This window comes from Streptoverticillium olivoreticuli subsp. olivoreticuli, from assembly GCF_003391135.1.
GTDB lineage: Bacteria > Actinomycetota > Actinomycetes > Streptomycetales > Streptomycetaceae > Streptomyces > Streptomyces blastmyceticus.
This window is the reverse complement of the sequence record NZ_CP031455.1, coordinates 3,849,845-3,865,440: the sequence shown is the minus strand read 5'-3', so window position 1 is coordinate 3,865,440 and position 15,596 is coordinate 3,849,845. Positions and strand designations below refer to the sequence as shown.

The window sequence follows — 15,596 nt, the reverse complement described above, 5'->3', positions numbered from 1 at the left end:
GACTCGATTCGATCCGTGGCTCGTGACAGGCCCGCCATCCTCCCCGACGTCTTACGGGGGCCTTACCCCGGGGCGGCAACAGTTCGGGAACAGTTGCTCCGTCAGCCCTGCGCGGGCACCCGCACGCGCTCGCGGAACTTCGCGACCCTGCCGGAGGCCGCGTCGAGGCTGAGGTCCTGGCCCTGCACCAGCAGCGAGGTGTCCATGGCGAACACCGTGCCGACGGTGCTGCTGTCGGCCCAGATGCACAGCGGCATCCGGATGGCCCGGCTGCTCGAAGCAGGGCCGCTCACCTTGCTCATCTGGCACTTCATCACGGTGTCGCCGTCGAGCCCATCCGGCTTCATCCGCTGCGGGCTGCCCTCGAACTCGAACTTCGAGCTCGGGTCGGTGTCCTTCGCGGCCCCGTCCGCCACGCTCTTGAACAGGCCGTCCACCAGGGCCTCGGGGCTCCGCACCGAGTCGCCCCAGGCGCCGGAGAACCGGAGCAGCTTCTGCGCGCGCTTGTCCTCACCGGACTTGTAGGTGCCGTTGGCGCCCTGCGGGTTGGTCATCCCGAAGACCCTGAGTTCGGCCAGGGCCTTGGAGTCGAAGCCGGGTCCGGGGTTGCTCGTGTCCTTCTTGTAGTCGTCCGCGAGTGTGTCGGGCGCGGTGAGTTTGTAGCGCGCCCGCGCGATCGCGGTGGCGCTGGGCGAGGCGCTGTCCTCCGGGGTGCCGGGCGAGGCGCTGGCCCCGGCCTTGACGCTGCCGTCGTCGCTCTTGTCGCTCCCGGTGAAGACGACGACGCCGCCCACGATCGCGCCGACCACGACGAGCGCCGCGACGGCGATGCCGATCGCCTTGCCCTTGCCGCCGCCCTGCGGAGGGACCGGCGGCGGGTACTGACCCGGCATGCCCGGCGGACCCCAGCCGCCCGGCTGCTGCGGCGGCGCGCCGTACGGGCCGGGCTGCGGCGGGGCGCCGTACGGCGCGGCGGGCGGTGCGGTCGGCGGTGGCGGGAAGCCGTGGCCCTGGCCGGGAGTGCCGTCCTGGCTGTAAGGGTTCGGCTGCTGCGGCGGCATCCCGTACGGGCCCGGCTGGTGCTGGCTCATCGTCGCCTCTGCGTGTCGCGGAAGATCGGTTCCGCGACATCCTTTCCGACGGTACCGCCGGGCCCCGCCCCGGGGGCCGGAATGGATTCGTAACCCCCGCACACGCCCCCGTAGACTTCTCCCGTGACCGAGAACACTCAGCGCCCCGACAGCGGGCCGAACGACAGCAACCCCGAACTGCCGACCCAGTACGCGCCGGCCGACGTAGAGGGGCCGCTGTACGAGCGCTGGGTAGAGCGGGGCTACTTCGAGGCGGACGCGAAGAGCGACAAAGAGCCGTACACGATCGTCATCCCGCCGCCGAACGTCACGGGCTCCCTCCACCTGGGCCACGCCTTCGAGCACACGCTGATCGACGCCCTCACCCGCCGCAAGCGGATGCAGGGCTACGAGGTGCTGTGGCAGCCCGGCATGGACCACGCCGGCATCGCCACGCAGAACGTCGTCGAGCGCGAGCTCGCCAAGGAGGGCAAGTCCCGCCACGACCTCGGCCGGGAGGCGTTCGTCGAGCGCGTCTGGCAGTGGAAGGCCGAGTCCGGCGGGCAGATCTCCGGCCAGATGCGCCGCCTGGGTGACGGCGTGGCCTGGTCCCGCGAGCGCTTCACCATGGACGAGGGCCTCTCCGAGGCCGTCCAGACGATCTTCAAGAAGCTCTACGACGACGAGCTGATCTACCGCGCCGAGCGCATCATCAACTGGTGCCCGCGCTGCCTCACCGCGATCTCCGACATCGAGGTCGAGTACCAGAACGACGACGGCGAGCTCGTCTCGATCCGCTACGGCTCCGGGGACTCGGAGATCGTCGTCGCCACGACCCGCGCCGAGACGATGCTCGGTGACACCGCCGTGGCCGTCCACCCCGAGGACGAGCGCTACCGGCACCTGGTCGGCACGGAGATCGAGCTGCCGCTGACCGGCCGCCGGATCCCGGTCGTCGCCGACGAGCACGTGGACCCGGAGTTCGGCACGGGTGCCGTCAAGGTGACCCCGGCGCACGACCCGAACGACTTCGAGATCGGCCGCCGTCACGACCTGCCGATGCTCACCGTCATGGACGAGCGCGCGGTCATCACCGTGCCCGGCCCGTTCGAGGGCCTGGACCGCCTGGAGGCCCGCAGCGCCATCGTCGGCGCCCTGCGCGCCGAGGGCCGCATCGTCGCGGAGAAGCGTCCGTACGAGCACTCCGTCGGGCACTGCTCGCGCTGCAAGACGACCATCGAGCCGCGGCTGTCCATGCAGTGGTGGGTCAAGGTCGGCCCGCTGGCCGAGGCCGCCAGCAAGGCCGTCCGCGACGGCGACGTCGCCATCCACCCCAAGGAGATGGAGTCCCGCTACTTCGGCTGGGTCGACAACCTCCACGACTGGTGCATCTCGCGCCAGCTGTGGTGGGGCCACCGCATCCCCGTCTGGTACGGGCCGAACGGCGAGATGGTCTGCGTCGGACCGGACGACGAGGCGCCCACCGGCGAGGGCTGGCACCAGGAGACCGACGTCCTGGACACCTGGTTCTCCTCCGGCCTGTGGCCCTTCTCCACGCTCGGCTGGCCCGGGAAGACCGACAGCGTCGCGAAGTTCTACCCGAACTCCGTCCTCGTCACCGGCTACGACATCCTCTTCTTCTGGGTCGTCCGGATGATGATGTTCGGGATGTACGCGATGGACGGCACCCCGCCGTTCCACACCATCGCCCTGCACGGCATGGTCCGCGACCAGTTCGGCAAGAAGATGTCGAAGTCCTTCGGCAACGCGGTCAACCCGCTGGACTGGATGGACAAGTACGGCTCCGACGCCGTCCGCTTCACCCTCGCCCGGGGCGCCAACCCCGGTGTCGACGTGCCGATCGGCGAGGACTGGGTCCAGGGCTCGCGGAACTTCGCGAACAAGATCTGGAACGCCACCCGCTTCGCGATGATGAACGGCGCGACGGTCGAGGGCGACCTGCCGCCCGTCGAGCAGATGTCGGCCACCGACCGCTGGATCCTCTCCCGCCTCAACGCCACGGTCGCCGAAGTCGATGCGTACTACGACGACTACCAGTTCGCCAAGCTGTCGGACGCCCTCTTCCACTTCGCGTGGGACGAGGTCTTCGACTGGTACGTCGAGCTGTCCAAGACCACCTTCATGGGCGGCGGCGAGCAGGCGAAGGTCTCGGCCCGCGTCCTCGGTGAGGTCCTCGACGTCACGCTGCGACTGCTGCACCCGGTCGTCCCGTTCGTCACCGAGACGCTGTGGACGACGCTCACCGGCAAGGAGTCGGTCGTCATCGCCGACTGGCCGGCCGACAGCGGCTTCCGTGACGCGGGCGCCGAGCAGGAGATCGAGAACCTCCAGCAGGTCATCACCGAGGTCCGCCGCTTCCGCTCCGACCAGGGCCTGCAGCCCGGCCAGCGGGTCCCGGCGAAGCTCGACCTGACCGGCACCGCCCTGGCGGCGCACGAGGCCGCGATCCGTCAGCTGCTGCGCCTCCAGCCCGCCGAGGACGGCTTCCAGGCCACCGCGACGCTGCCGGTCGCGGGCGCCACGGTCGCGCTGGACCTGTCCGGGGTCATCGACTTCGAGGCGGAGCGCAAGCGCCTGACGAAGGACATGGCCGCGGCGGAGAAGGAACTCTCGCAGGCGAAGGCCAAGCTCGGCAACGAGGCGTTCCTGGCCAAGGCCCCCGAGCCCGTCGTGGAGAAGATCAAGGCGCGGCTCGCCGCAGCGGAGGCCGACATCGAGCGGCTCTCGGCACAGCTGGCCGCGCTCCCGCAGGGCTGAGGCCCCTGAGCGAAAAAGCCGCCGCTGCCGGTTCCGAACCGGCAGCGGCGGCTTTCGCGTGTCAGCGGGGGTGGCCCGGGGAAACCCCGGCCGGTCCCGTTTCCGCGGGGGCGTAGCGCGTCCACGGCTTGGTCCGGCCGGGGTCCCACATGGGGCCCCACGGTCCCTCCACGGGCTCTTCCTCCACCCGGTTGAGGGGCCGGTGGCTTCGGCGGTTGCGCTGCGGCCAGAACAGCACGTACACCGTCGACACGGCCACGAAGACCAGCCGGATCAGGCCGCGCGCCGAGTCGTCGTGGACGACGAAGACGCTGCCGTAGAGCACGATCAGGGCGATCCAGCTCCACCACGGCACCAGGCGCCGCTGCCCGCACACGTCCCACAGCAGGGTGCCGAGCAGCACGGACGCCGTGTAGTAGGTGTAGACGCTGGGGTCGAGGAGGATGCGGGCGTTCGCGCCCAGCAGCACGACACCCGCCCAGCGGCCGCGCCACACGGCGACCGCGCCGAGCGTGAGGCCGAGCGCCGCCTGGGCGGGCCGGGCCCAGTTGGGGGTCTCGGGGGTGTTGCCGCCCAGCCAGCGCAGCGCGGACGCCGGGTTGTTGGGGATCGTGAACTTCGCGGCGGCGAAGGAGTGCGGATCCACGAGGAAGAACGGCAGCCAGGCGACGGCCACCAGCCCCACGCACCACAGCACCGAGCGCATCCAGCGGTCCCTGGGCAGGGCGAGGATCAGCGGCAGGAACGCCAGCGCGGTCGGCTTGGAGTCCAGGGCCAGGGCGAGACAGATGCCGACGGCGGCGGCGTTGCAGCGCGTCAGGAACCAGACGGCCAGCGCGGTGAAGAACAGCGCGAGCACGTCGTCCAGGTGCCCGAAGCGGACCGCCACCTCGATCCACATGGGGATGAACGCCGCGCCCGCGATGAGGACGCGCCGGCGCAGGCGCTGGTGGTTGGTGCCGGTGCCCAGGAAGTGGGTGGCGGCGCTGCGGCCCGCGAGCACCACGATGACCAGTCCCAGGGCGGACATGAACGCCGCCGCGAGGAACTGGCCGGTGTGCTCGGAGAAGGGGTTGAACAGGCCCGCCACCAGGAAGCTGATGGGGCCCATCTGGAGCTCGGGGTGGTGGGCGTAGAGGTTCAGCCCGCCCGTCCCGTTGCCCCCGTCGTATATGAGCTCGCCGCCGGTGCGCAGATAGTGCCAGGAGAAGCCGCCGCTCGGCTCCACCAGGGCGAACCACAGCACGGTCCACGCCGTGAGCAGCAGCAAGTGCATCCGATTGCTGAGTTGCGGTGTCCGCACAACGCTCCTGACCTCTTCCGCCACCCGGAACCGCTCCGGGCAATGATTTCCCCGGCGGTCAGATGGTGGAAGAGGTCAGGAGGTTGCCCCATGGGCCTCAAGTGTGGCCCAAATCATGGTTTGTTCAGCGGGTGAGCGCTAACTGTCAGAGGCTGAGGTCAGCTCTCCACGGCGATCGGGCCGGAGGTGACGACCTCCGCGTTGCGCCGCGTCTTCGCCCAGCCGTTGCGGCCGCGCAGCATCCGGACGAAGCCACGGGCGGACGCCGGGAAGAGGTGGTACGCGTACAGCCACAGGGCCAGCCCCCACAGCAGGGAGACGAGCAGCGAGCGGCCCGGCGCGCGGTCCCGGCGGTAGACCGGGCCCCACAGCACGAACGGCAGCACGGAGACGACGGCCAGGCCGACGACCAGCGGCCACAGGGACAGCATGCCGCCGAACGCCTCGCCCGCGCCCTCGTCGGCCACGGTCAGTCCGAGGAGGACGAACATGACCGCGCAGAGGGCGAGCGTCACCAGGTGCGCGACCGGCTGGAGGAAGGTGTAGAGGGTCTCCAGGACGCCCTTGCCGCTGTAGTGGCGCGAGGAGACGATGCGGGGAGCGTAGCGGACGCACTGGAGGTTGCCCTGGGCCCAGCGGGTGCGCTGGGTGAGGAAGCGGCGGCCGTGCGGCAGGCCCTCCTGCGAGACCCAGGTGTCCGCTATGTGGGCTATTCGGTCGCCGCCCAGGATCATGTGCAGGCCGAGCTCGTAGTCCTCCAGGAGCGCGCCGCGCTGCCAGGGGCGGCGCTCGGCCGCCGCGATCCGGTCCAGGGACGCGAGCCGGGTGAACTGGCCGTTGCCGCCCAGGCCCACGGAGCCGGTGCGGCCGCGCAGCAGCTGCATGCCGGCGTTGGAGACGGAGAACTCCATGTCCTGCATGCGGACGAGCAGGCGGGCGAAGGCGTTGCGCAGGCGGCCGCGGTCGGGGAGCGGACGCGGGTCGTCGGCGTTGCGCATATGCACGCTGACCTGCACGCCGCCGGTCTCCGGGTCGCCGAAGCCGAGGGGGCCGCTGACGCGGTCCAGGGCGCGGGGGTCCAGCTGGCCGTCGGCGTCGATGACGCACACGACGACGCGCTCGCGGTCGACGTCCTCCGACAGGTACTCGTTCAGCTCGTCGTACGCGGCGTTGAGCGCGGCGCCCTTGCCCAGCCGGGCGTTGGGCCGGTGGCGGCGCACGAGGTGGACGCGGCGGTCCGTCTCGCCGAGCTCGGCGACGATCGCGCCGGTGCGGTCGTCGCTGTCGTCGTCGATGACCCACACATGGGCACCGGGGTGGTCCGCGCGCAGCCGGTCGACGGTCGTCCCGATCACGGCTTCCTCGTCCCGGCACGGCACGAAGAAGTGCCAGTCGAACGCGGCGGCGTTCCCGTCCTCGACCGCGGGCCGCCGGAGGTACGAGGTCCGCGCACCGGCCCAGTAGAGCAGGAAGCAGAGCAGCAGGAAGAAGGGGAAGACGAACAGGAGGGGGCTGTCGAACATGGGGGCGGGACTCCGGGGGTGCGGGGGAGGGCGGGTCGCGGGGGCGTCGAGCCGGGCGTCACGCCGCCACGGCGAGCCGTTCCGGTGCCGCGACGGCGGCGAGCAGGGCGACGATGCGCTCGGACGCGCTGCCGTCGCCGAACGGGCTCGGCAGCGACGCCAGCCGGGCCAGGCCTTCCGGGCCCTCGGCGAGCCGGCGGCGGGCGGCGGCACCGATCTGCGGGCCCGGCTCCACCAGGTCCGCGAAGTCCGCCATGGCCTCCGGGCGCTCCGTGGAGCGGCGGACGACGACCAGGGGGCGGCCCAGCACGGTGCACTCCTCCTGGATGCCGCCGGAGTCGGAGACCAGGAGCGCCGCGTGGCGGGCCAGGGCGAGGAACTCGCCGTAGCCGAGCGGGCGGCACACGGTCAGGCCGGTGAGCAGGTCCTCCAGGCCGGCGGCCGCGATCCGGGCCCGGGTGCGCGGGTGCAGCGGCACGACGACGGGGACGGACTCCGCGAGCGCCGACAGCTCGGTGAAGATCGCCCGGAGGGCGGCCACGGAGTCGGTGTTCTCGGGCCGGTGGACGGTGGCCAGGACGTAGGAGTCGGCGGTCAGCCCGTGCCGCTCGACGAGCTCCGCGCGGGCGCCGGCGTCCGGCAGCTGGCCGTGCACGGCCTCCACGACGGTGTTGCCGGTGACGGCGACGCGCGCGTCGTCGACGCCCTCGGCGAGGAGGTTGGCGCGGTTGTCCTCGGTCGCCGCGCACAGCACGTCGGCGATGCGGTCGATGAGGACGCGGTTGTGCTCCTCGGGCATGTTGCGGTCGTGGCTGCGCAGCCCGGCCTCGACGTGCAGCAGCGGGATGCCGCGGGAGTTCGCGGCGAGCGCCCCGGCGAGGGCCGCGTTGGTGTCGCCCTGGACGACGACGGCGAGCGGCGGCTCGGCGGTGAACAGCTCGTCGAGCTGGGCGAGGGCGGCGGAGATCTGCACGGCGCGGGGCTGCCCGCCGATACCGGTCAGGAAGGTCGGCTCGGGAAGGCCGAGCTCGGTGAGGAAACGGCCGGACAGCTCCTCGTCGTAGTGCTGACCGGTGTGCACCAGGTGGGCCGCGGGGCCCAGCAGGCGGACGAGGTCCGTGAGCTTGACGAGCTCGGGGCGGGTGCCGAGGACGACAGCGACGCTACGGGCGGGGAGGTGCGACACGGGTGACTCCTGGGGCTGACGACGAGGACAGCTCCGAGAGTGCGAGGGGTTGGTTGCGGGTCCGGATGGGGCTTGGTTGTCGGACGGTTGCGATTGCCGCGCGCGCGGCTTTCAGGACTTTGGTCCCGGGATGGGTGAATCCAGCCCGTGGGGGCACCTCCCAGCGGTAGCTGGGGGAGATTGAGGACGCTCCCCCAGACTCCGTCCGGGGGGACCCCCAAGGGCGCTGGGGGTCCGGGGCGGAGCCCCGGCCTCGGCGGAGCCGAGCATCAGACGCTGCGGGAAGGGGCGGGGCTGGGGAAAAGCCCGCCGCAGGCGGCAACCGGCCCGCAGCCGGGGTCCGGGGCGGAGCCCCGGAAGGGGGGAGCTACTCGCCCGTGCGGTAGCGGTAGCCCAGGCCGCGGACCGCTTCCAGCGGATCCGCGGCCTCGTCACCCGCCGCCTGCCGCAGCTTGCGCCGCAACCGCAGGACCGCGAACTTCACGCGCTCGCGGCCCGTCCCCTCCGGGTCGTCCCAGACGCGGTCGAGCAGCTGGTCGGTGGTGAGCACCCGCCCCCGGTTGCGGACGAGCACCTGGAGCAGCCGGTACTCGATGTCGCTGAGCCGCGCCTCGTGGCCCTGCCAGACCGCCGAGCGCCGCTCCGGCACGAGCCGCAGGCCGTCGTCGAAGGAGTCGCCGGCCCAGCGGGTGGGCGCGGTCCGGCGCAGCAGGGCCTCGACGCGGGCGAGGAGCTCGTCGTTGCCGAAGGGCTTGGGCAGATAGTCGTCGGCCCCGGCGCGCAGCCCGCGGACCCGGTCGGTCTCGGCGCCGCGGGCGGTGAGCAGGAGGATGGGCAGGTCGCTGAGGTCCCGGGTGCGCTCCAGCACCTCCCAGCCGTTGAGCTGGGGCAGGCCGACGTCGAGGAGCATCAGCGCGGGCCGTTCGGCGAAGAGCAGCCGCAGCCCGTCGCGGCCGTTGTCGGCGTGGATGACGTCGTAGCCGGCGCGGCCGAGGAGGGTGCGCAGGGCGAGGGCGAGGTCGGGGTCGTCCTCGACCACCAGGACGCGGCTCATGGCGGGGTCTCCCCGGCGGGTGCCGTGTCGGGTCCGGGTCCGGTGACGGGCAGCCGGATCAGGAAGGCCGCGCCCTCGCCCTCGGTGCCGCCCGCGGTGAGGGTGCCGCCGTGGAGCTGGACGACGGTGCGGCTGATGGCGAGCCCGAGACCGGTGCCGGGATAGCCGCCGCCGGTGGCATTCGGTGCGCGGACAAAGCCCGTGAAGATTTCCTCATGGAATTCATGCGGGATGCCGATTCCCGTATCGATTACTTCGATCTCCCAGAAATGCCCACGGGGGGCGGCCGTGACGGTGATCCGGCCATCCGGTGGGGTGAATTTCGCGGCGTTCTCCAGCAGATTGGCCAGGACGTGCTGGAGCCGGTGCCGATCGCCTCGCAGAACGGGTCCCCGCGCGCAGTCCAGAACGGTGAAGACGGCCGCTCCCTGCGGTGTGGCCAGCCGGTCCAGGACCGCGTCCTGGAGCATTCCGGGCACGTCCACCGCGTCGAACTCCAGCTCCAATGCGGCGGCCCGCATCCGGGTGGTCAGCAGCAGGTCGGCGATCACCCGCTGCATCCGGTCGGCGTTGCGGCGGATGGCGTCGAGGAAGGCCAGCTGGTCGGAGCCCAGGGCGCCGCCCGCGGCGGGGTCGGCCAGCAGCTCGCAGAAGCTGATGATGGAGGTGAGCGGCGTCCGCAGCTCGTGGGAGGCGGCCGCGGTGAAGGCGTTGCGCTGCCGCGCGAGCTCGGTGAGCGCGAGGTTGTCGCGCTCCAGGTCGTGCTCCCGGCGCTTGCGGTCGGTGATGTCCTGGAAGGTCCACAGCGCCCCGAGGTGGTCGCCCGCGCGGCGCAGCGGCTCGACCTCGCGCCGGATCGTGCGCCCGTCCGTGAGCGGGATCTCGGCCGTACGGTGCACATGGCGCCCCGCGAGGATCTCGCCCGGGGTGCCGGGGCCGGAGAAGCCGGACGTGAAGAAGGCCCGTACGAGAGTGACGACCGGCCGCAGGGGAGCGCCGGGGGAGAGGTCGGCCCGGCCCTCCAGATCGAACATGCGAACGAAGTGCCGGTTGGTCGCCAGCACCTCGTCCGCCGGGCCCTGGACGAGTGCGCCCGCCGGCAGCGCTTCCAGGACCGCCTGGAGCCGGTCCCGGTCCTCGGACGGCATCTTTTCTCAGCCAGCTCTCATGGAGTCGGGGAACACTAACTCCGCTTAACGGAGTTTTCGGGAAAACCGTATGCCAAGGAGAGGGACCGCGCCCCCCCATGAACAAGCCCGTCCGGCACGTCGCCGTCTTCTCCCTGCTGCTCGTCCTGGCGGTGCTCGTGCGGGCCACCTGGATACAGGCGGCCCAGGCCGGCAGCCTGGACGACAACCCCCACAACCCGCGCCAGGCGATAGCCGCCCACTCCCGGCCGCTCGGCAACATCCTCGCCGGAGGCAAGCCCCTCACCGGCTCCACGGCCACCAGCGGCGACCTGAAGTACAAGCGCACCTACACCGACGGCGAGCTCTACGCACCGGTCACCGGCTTCTCCTCGCAGATCTACGGCAGCACCCAGCTGGAGAGCCTCTACAGGTCCGTACTCACCGGCGAGGACGACCGGCTGCGCAGCCCCTCCGACGCCATCACCAACAAGCAGCCCGACCCCGGCGACGTCCTCACCACCATCGACCCGGCCGTGCAGAAGGCCGCCTTCGAGGGGCTCGGCGACAAGACCGGGGCCGCCATCGCCCTCGACCCCGCCACCGGGGCGATCCTCGGCATGGCCAGCACCCCCTCGTACGACCCCGGGCGCTTCGCCGGATCCTCCACCGCCGACCAGAAGGCGTGGGAGGCGCTGGAGAAGGACAAGCGGCAGCCGACCCTCAACCGCGCGCTGCGCCAGACCTATCCGCCGGGCTCGACCTTCAAGCTCGTCGTCGCGGCGGCCGCCCTGGAGAACGGCCTCTACTCCTCCGTCGACGAGGCCACCGACAGCCCCGACCCCTACCTCCTGCCGGGCACTCGCACCTATCTGCCCAACGAGAACACCAGCGCCCCTTGCAAGAACGCCAGCATCCGCACGGCGCTCCAGTACTCCTGCAACAACGTCTTCGGGCACCTCGCCGAGCGGCTCGGCGCGCAGAAGGTCGCTCAGCAGGCCGAGAAGTTCGGCTTCAACGACGGCAAGCTCGACACGCCCGTACGCGCCGCCAAGAGCCTTTACCCGACCGACATGAACGCCTCGCAGACCGCGCTGTCCGGCATCGGACAGTTCAACGACCAGGCCACCCCGCTCCAGATGGCCATGGTCTCCTCGGCCATCGCCAACGACGGCAAGCTGATGACGCCCCGCCTCGTCGACCGCGTCACCGACGGCACCTCCGGCGTCCTGGAGAAGAGCGACCCGAAGCAGTACGGCCAGGCGATGTCCGCCGACACCGCACGGCAGCTGAAGTCCGCCATGCAGACCGTCGTCGAACAGGGCACCGGCAGCAACGCCAAGATCGACGGCCTGACCGTCGGCGGCAAGACGGGCACCGCCCAGCACGGCGTCGACAACAGCGGCACGCCCTACGCCTGGTTCGTCTCCTACGCCCAGAACAGCCAGGGCAAGCAGATCGCCGTCGCCGTGGTGATCGCCGACAGCGACGCCGACCGCTCGGAGGTCAGCGGCAACGGACTCGCCGCCCCCGTGGCCAAGGCGATGATGCGCGCGGCGCTGGCCACGGACTCCTGATGGCCGCGCTGTCAGTGCGGCTCCGTAGACTGGACCGCGTGACCGAGCGCCCCTTGAACGACGAGAACGACGACACCGGCCCCGGCGAGGACGACCGGTTTGCCGAGATTGTCGACGCCGAGACCGACCGCGACCCCGACCTCGCCGTGATCGAGGCGGGCAGCCGCACCCTGCGCGCCCAGGGAGGCCCGCCGCAGGGCGACGGCGTGCCGGCCCGCCCCGCCGACCCCGAGGTCGACCGGGCGCTGCGCGAGGTGGAGACCGAGCTGGCCGGGCGCTGGGGCGAGACCAAGCTGGACCCGTCGACGCGGCGCATGGAGGCGCTGATGGACATCCTGGGCCAGCCGCAGCGCGCGTACCCCGCCATCCACATCACCGGCACCAACGGCAAGACCAGCACCGCCCGCATGATCGAGGCCCTGCTGGGCGCCTTCGACCTGCGCACCGGCCGCTACACGAGCCCGCACGTCCAGTCCGTCACCGAGCGGATCAGCCTGGACGGCGCCCCCATCGAGGCCGAGCGCTTCATCGAGACCTACCGCGACATCCAGCCGTATGTGCAGATGGTCGACGACCGCGAAGAGCACCGGCTGTCCTTCTTCGAGGTGCTCACCGCCATGGCCTTCGCGGCCTTCGCGGACGCCCCCGTCGACGTGGCGGTCGTCGAGGTCGGCATGGGCGGCACCTGGGACGCCACCAACGTCATCGACGGCACGGTCGCGGTCGTCACCCCCATCTCGCTGGACCACACCGACCGGCTCGGCACCACCCCCGGCGAGATCGCCGGGGAGAAGTCCGGGATCGTCAAGCAGGACGCCACCGTCGTCCTCGCCCAGCAGCCCGTCGACGCCGCGCAGGTCCTCCTCAAGCGCTCGGTCGACGCGGACGCGACGGTCGCCCGCGAGGGCATGGAGTTCGGCGTCGTCTCCCGCGAGGTCGCCGTCGGCGGCCAGCTGCTGACGCTGCGCGGGCTCGGCGGCGAGTACCCCGACGTCTTCCTCCCGCTGTACGGCGCCCACCAGGCGCACAACGCCGCGGTCGCCCTCGCCGCCGTCGAGGCCTTCTTCGGCATCGGCTCGCAGCACGCCCGCACGCTCGACATCGACACCGTCCGCCGCGCCTTCGCCGCCGTCACCTCGCCGGGCCGGCTGGAGGTCGTGCGCCGCAGCCCCACCGTGGTGCTGGACGCCGCGCACAACCCCGCGGGCGCGGCCGCCGCGGCCGAGGCGGTCACCGAGGCGTTCGGCTTCAGCCGCCTCATCGGTGTGGTCGGCGCCAGCGCCGACAAGGACGTCCGGGGGCTCCTGGAAGCCTTCGAACCGATCTTCGCCGAGGTCGTGGTGACCCGGAACTCCACCGCCCGCTCCATGGACCCCGACGACCTGGCCGCGACCGCGGTCGAGATCTTCGGCGCCGAGCGCGTGCAGGTCGAGCCCCGGCTCGACGACGCCCTGGAGGCGGCCATCACCCTCGCGGAGGAAGAGGGCGAGTTCTCCGGCGCGGGCGTCCTGGTGACCGGCTCCGTGATCACGGTCGGCGAGGCCCGGCTGCTCCTGGGGAGGGACTGACATGCGAATGCTGTGCGCCAGCACCCTGATCGGTGAATTCTTCGTCATCGGATTCGCCGGCCTGGTGGCCATGCAGACGTCCGGCCTGTCGGACGGCACGGTCTGGGCCGTCAGCGGCACGGCCATGGTCCTGAGCGTCCTGCTGTGCGGGATGCTCGGGCGGCCCGGTGGCGTACAGCTGGGGTGGCTGCTGCAGATCGGCCTGGTCCTCAGCGGCTTCGTCGTGCCGATGATGTTCATCCTGGGTGTCGTCTTCGGTGTGCTGTGGTGGGCGTCGGTGCACTTCGGAGGCAAGGTCGACGAGGCCAAGCGCCGCTTCGCGGCGCAGGAGACCGAGGCGGCTGATCCCGCGTAGCCCGGTGCGGGCCTCCTGCACGGGGCTACGCCCCGGACTCCGGTCCTCAAACTCCCCCAGCTACCGCTGGGAGGTGCCCCCACGGGCTGAATGTGCTGGCTACGGTCCGCACAATCCAGCCCGTCCGGCGTTTGAGGACGCGGCCGCAGGCCGCTCCCGCCGCAGGCGGCAAGAGACGGCCCGCAGACGGCGGCGGACGGGCACCCATGATCCGCGATACCCTCGGCGGCACTGTTGTCCCGCCCGCAAGGAGCCGCAAATATGAGCCAGCGCACCCTCGTCCTCCTCAAGCCGGATGCCGTTCGGCGTGGCCTGGTCGGCGAGATCATCGGCCGGATCGAGCGCAAGGCGAACTGGACGATCAGCGCGCTGGAGCTGCGCACCCTCGACCGGGGGACGCTGGAGCAGCACTACGCCGAGCACGTCGGCCGCGACTTCTACGAGCCCCTGATGCAGTTCATGTCCTCCGGGCCGATCGTGGCCCTGGTGGTCGAGGGGGAGCGTGTGATCGAGGGCGTGCGCGCGCTGGCCGGTCCGACCGACCCCATCTCGGCCGCCCCGGGCTCCATCCGTGGCGACTTCGGCACCATCACGCGCGAGAACCTCATCCACGCCTCGGACTCCGAGGAGTCCGCCCAGCGGGAAATCAAGATTTTCTTTCCGGGCCTTGCCTGATAGTTCATCAGAGACGCACCCATTCTGATCAGGGGCGGCCGATTTCTTTTCGGCCGCCTCTGGCATATGCGCGGCGAACGAGGGAACCTCTCACTCCGACACGACGTCACCATTACTGGGGCGGGCTCGCGTTCCGCCGACAATGGCGGAGGAACCCTCGCACCGCGTACGACCGGTCGAGACTACGATGAAGCTTCCGCGCCCCGCAGCGCACCGCACACCCTGCCGACCTCAAGTAAGCATTCGCTCCAGCTGGGAAGGCCAGACGTATCCTCATGGGGAACAACATGTCGTTCATCGGCCGTGACATGGCTGTCGACCTCGGGACCGCCAACACGCTGGTGTACGTCAGAGGCCGTGGCATCGTCCTCAACGAGCCGTCCGTCGTAGCCATCAACACCAACACCGGTGGCATCCTCGCGGTGGGTGCCGAGGCGAAGAAGATGATCGGCCGGACCCCGGGCAACATCGTCGCGGTGCGTCCGCTGAAGGACGGGGTGATCGCGGACTTCGAGATCACGGAGCGGATGCTCCGCTACTTCATCCTCAAGATCCACAAACGGCGCTGGATGGCCCGCCCGCGCGTCGTGGTCTGTGTGCCCTCCGGCATCACCGGGGTCGAGCGCCGCGCCGTGATCGAGGCGTCCACCCAGGCCGGCGCCCGCCAGGTGCACATCATCGAGGAGCCGATGGCCGCCGCGATCGGCTCCGGCCTCCCCGTGCACGAGGCCACCGGCAACATGGTCGTCGACATCGGCGGCGGCACCACCGAGGTCGCAGTGATCTCCCTCGGCGGAATCGTCACCGCGCAGTCCATCCGGGTCGCCGGCGACGAGCTGGACAACGCGATCATCCAGCACATCAAGAAGGAGTACAGCCTCCTCCTCGGTGAGCGCACCGCCGAACAGATCAAGATCACCATCGGTTCGGCCTACGACCTCGAACAGGACGAGCACACCGAGATCCGCGGCCGCGACCTCGTCAGCGGTCTGCCCAAGACCGTGGTCATCTCGGCCGCCGAGGTCCGCAAGGCCATCGAGGAGCCCGTCAACTCCATCGTCGACGCGGTCAAGACCACCCTCGACAAGTGCCCGCCCGAGCTGTCGGGTGACGTGATGGACCGCGGGATCGTTCTCACGGGCGGCGGCGCTCTCCTGCGCGGCCTCGACGAGCGGCTGCGCCGGGAGACCGGGATGCCGATCCACATCGCCGAGGACCCGCTGGACTCCGTCGCCCTGGGCTCCGGCAAGTGCGTCGAGGAGTTCGAGGCACTCCAGCAGGTGCTGGACGCCCAGCCCCGCCGGTGACCAGGTGACCGGCCGGGGCTGACGCGTCGGCCCCGGCCGGACCCTTGCGCCGCCCGTGCCAGGACGGCGCGAG

The 15,596-nt window shown here is 71.3% G+C and carries 12 protein-coding genes; 6 read left to right on the top strand and 6 right to left on the bottom strand.

From position 1 onward, the window contains the following. Positions 1-101: 101 nt before the first annotated feature. Positions 102-1,091, bottom strand: coding sequence for a hypothetical protein (locus DXZ73_RS16780; RefSeq protein WP_162890227.1), 990 nt, complete (start codon positions 1,089-1,091; stop codon positions 102-104). Between the two features lie 123 nt (positions 1,092-1,214). On the opposite strand from DXZ73_RS16780, the gene DXZ73_RS16775 reads away from it, so the two are divergent. Beyond that, positions 1,215-3,848 carry a valine--tRNA ligase gene (locus DXZ73_RS16775; protein WP_116211803.1) on the top strand — a complete coding sequence of 878 codons (2,634 nt, stop codon included), beginning with the start codon at positions 1,215-1,217 and terminating at the stop codon, positions 3,846-3,848. 61 nt (positions 3,849-3,909) lie between these two features. Here DXZ73_RS16775 and DXZ73_RS16770 read toward each other — a convergent pair whose 3' ends face one another. The 5 genes from DXZ73_RS16770 to DXZ73_RS16750 all read right to left on the bottom strand — a co-directional run bounded on the left by DXZ73_RS16770 (position 3,910) and on the right by DXZ73_RS16750 (position 10,062). Then, positions 3,910-5,124, bottom strand: coding sequence for a hypothetical protein (locus DXZ73_RS16770; protein ID WP_116211802.1), 1,215 nt, complete (start codon positions 5,122-5,124; stop codon positions 3,910-3,912). 185 nt (positions 5,125-5,309) lie between these two features. Continuing rightward, complete coding sequence (locus tag DXZ73_RS16765) at positions 5,310-6,674, bottom strand: glycosyltransferase (RefSeq protein ID WP_116211801.1); 1,365 nt, start codon at positions 6,672-6,674, stop codon at positions 5,310-5,312. A 58-nt stretch (positions 6,675-6,732) separates the two neighbouring features. Further along, a complete protein-coding gene (gene wecB, locus DXZ73_RS16760; protein ID WP_116211800.1) occupies positions 6,733-7,860 on the bottom strand; it encodes a non-hydrolyzing UDP-N-acetylglucosamine 2-epimerase in 1,128 nt (375 codons plus the stop codon). Between the two features lie 367 nt (positions 7,861-8,227). After that, positions 8,228-8,914 (bottom strand): response regulator transcription factor, encoded by a 687-nt coding sequence (locus DXZ73_RS16755; RefSeq protein WP_116211799.1) that lies wholly within the window; start codon positions 8,912-8,914, stop codon positions 8,228-8,230. Further along, positions 8,911-10,062 carry a PAS domain-containing sensor histidine kinase gene (locus DXZ73_RS16750; RefSeq protein WP_116211798.1) on the bottom strand — a complete coding sequence of 384 codons (1,152 nt, stop codon included), beginning with the start codon at positions 10,060-10,062 and terminating at the stop codon, positions 8,911-8,913. Before DXZ73_RS16750 ends, DXZ73_RS16755 begins: the two co-directional genes overlap by 4 nt. A gap of 98 nt (positions 10,063-10,160) precedes the next feature. Here DXZ73_RS16750 and DXZ73_RS16745 point away from each other — a divergent pair, with 98 nt between their 5' ends. The 5 genes from DXZ73_RS16745 to DXZ73_RS16725 all read left to right on the top strand — a co-directional run bounded on the left by DXZ73_RS16745 (position 10,161) and on the right by DXZ73_RS16725 (position 15,523). Further along, positions 10,161-11,618, top strand: coding sequence for a peptidoglycan D,D-transpeptidase FtsI family protein (locus tag DXZ73_RS16745; RefSeq protein ID WP_116211797.1), 1,458 nt, complete (start codon positions 10,161-10,163; stop codon positions 11,616-11,618). A gap of 38 nt (positions 11,619-11,656) precedes the next feature. After that, positions 11,657-13,186: a bifunctional tetrahydrofolate synthase/dihydrofolate synthase gene (gene folC / locus DXZ73_RS16740; protein WP_116215664.1), complete on the top strand. Its 1,530-nt coding sequence runs from the start codon at positions 11,657-11,659 to the stop codon at positions 13,184-13,186. 1 nt (position 13,187) lies between these two features. Then, complete coding sequence (locus DXZ73_RS16735) at positions 13,188-13,541, top strand: DUF4233 domain-containing protein (RefSeq protein WP_116211796.1); 354 nt, start codon at positions 13,188-13,190, stop codon at positions 13,539-13,541. Between the two features lie 261 nt (positions 13,542-13,802). Next, the gene (ndk, locus tag DXZ73_RS16730) at positions 13,803-14,216 is read left to right on the top strand and encodes a nucleoside-diphosphate kinase (protein WP_116211795.1); all 414 of its coding nucleotides are present in this window, start codon (positions 13,803-13,805) and stop codon (positions 14,214-14,216) included. 287 nt (positions 14,217-14,503) lie between these two features. Then, positions 14,504-15,523: a rod shape-determining protein gene (locus tag DXZ73_RS16725; protein WP_004950903.1), complete on the top strand. Its 1,020-nt coding sequence runs from the start codon at positions 14,504-14,506 to the stop codon at positions 15,521-15,523. The last annotated feature ends 73 nt before the right edge of the window (positions 15,524-15,596 follow it).

Coding starts and splice junctions, on each gene's coding strand:
- DXZ73_RS16780 (WP_162890227.1), bottom strand. CDS start 1,091: ATGAGCCAGCACCAGCCGGGCCCGTACGGGATGCCGCCGCAGCAGCCG.
- DXZ73_RS16770 (WP_116211802.1), bottom strand. CDS start 5,124: ATGCACTTGCTGCTGCTCACGGCGTGGACCGTGCTGTGGTTCGCCCTG.
- DXZ73_RS16765 (WP_116211801.1), bottom strand. CDS start 6,674: ATGTTCGACAGCCCCCTCCTGTTCGTCTTCCCCTTCTTCCTGCTGCTC.
- DXZ73_RS16755 (WP_116211799.1), bottom strand. CDS start 8,914: ATGAGCCGCGTCCTGGTGGTCGAGGACGACCCCGACCTCGCCCTCGCC.
- DXZ73_RS16750 (WP_116211798.1), bottom strand. CDS start 10,062: ATGCCGTCCGAGGACCGGGACCGGCTCCAGGCGGTCCTGGAAGCGCTG.
- DXZ73_RS16745 (WP_116211797.1), top strand. CDS start 10,161: ATGAACAAGCCCGTCCGGCACGTCGCCGTCTTCTCCCTGCTGCTCGTC.
- DXZ73_RS16735 (WP_116211796.1), top strand. CDS start 13,188: ATGCGAATGCTGTGCGCCAGCACCCTGATCGGTGAATTCTTCGTCATC.
- ndk (WP_116211795.1), top strand. CDS start 13,803: ATGAGCCAGCGCACCCTCGTCCTCCTCAAGCCGGATGCCGTTCGGCGT.
- DXZ73_RS16725 (WP_004950903.1), top strand. CDS start 14,504: ATGTCGTTCATCGGCCGTGACATGGCTGTCGACCTCGGGACCGCCAAC.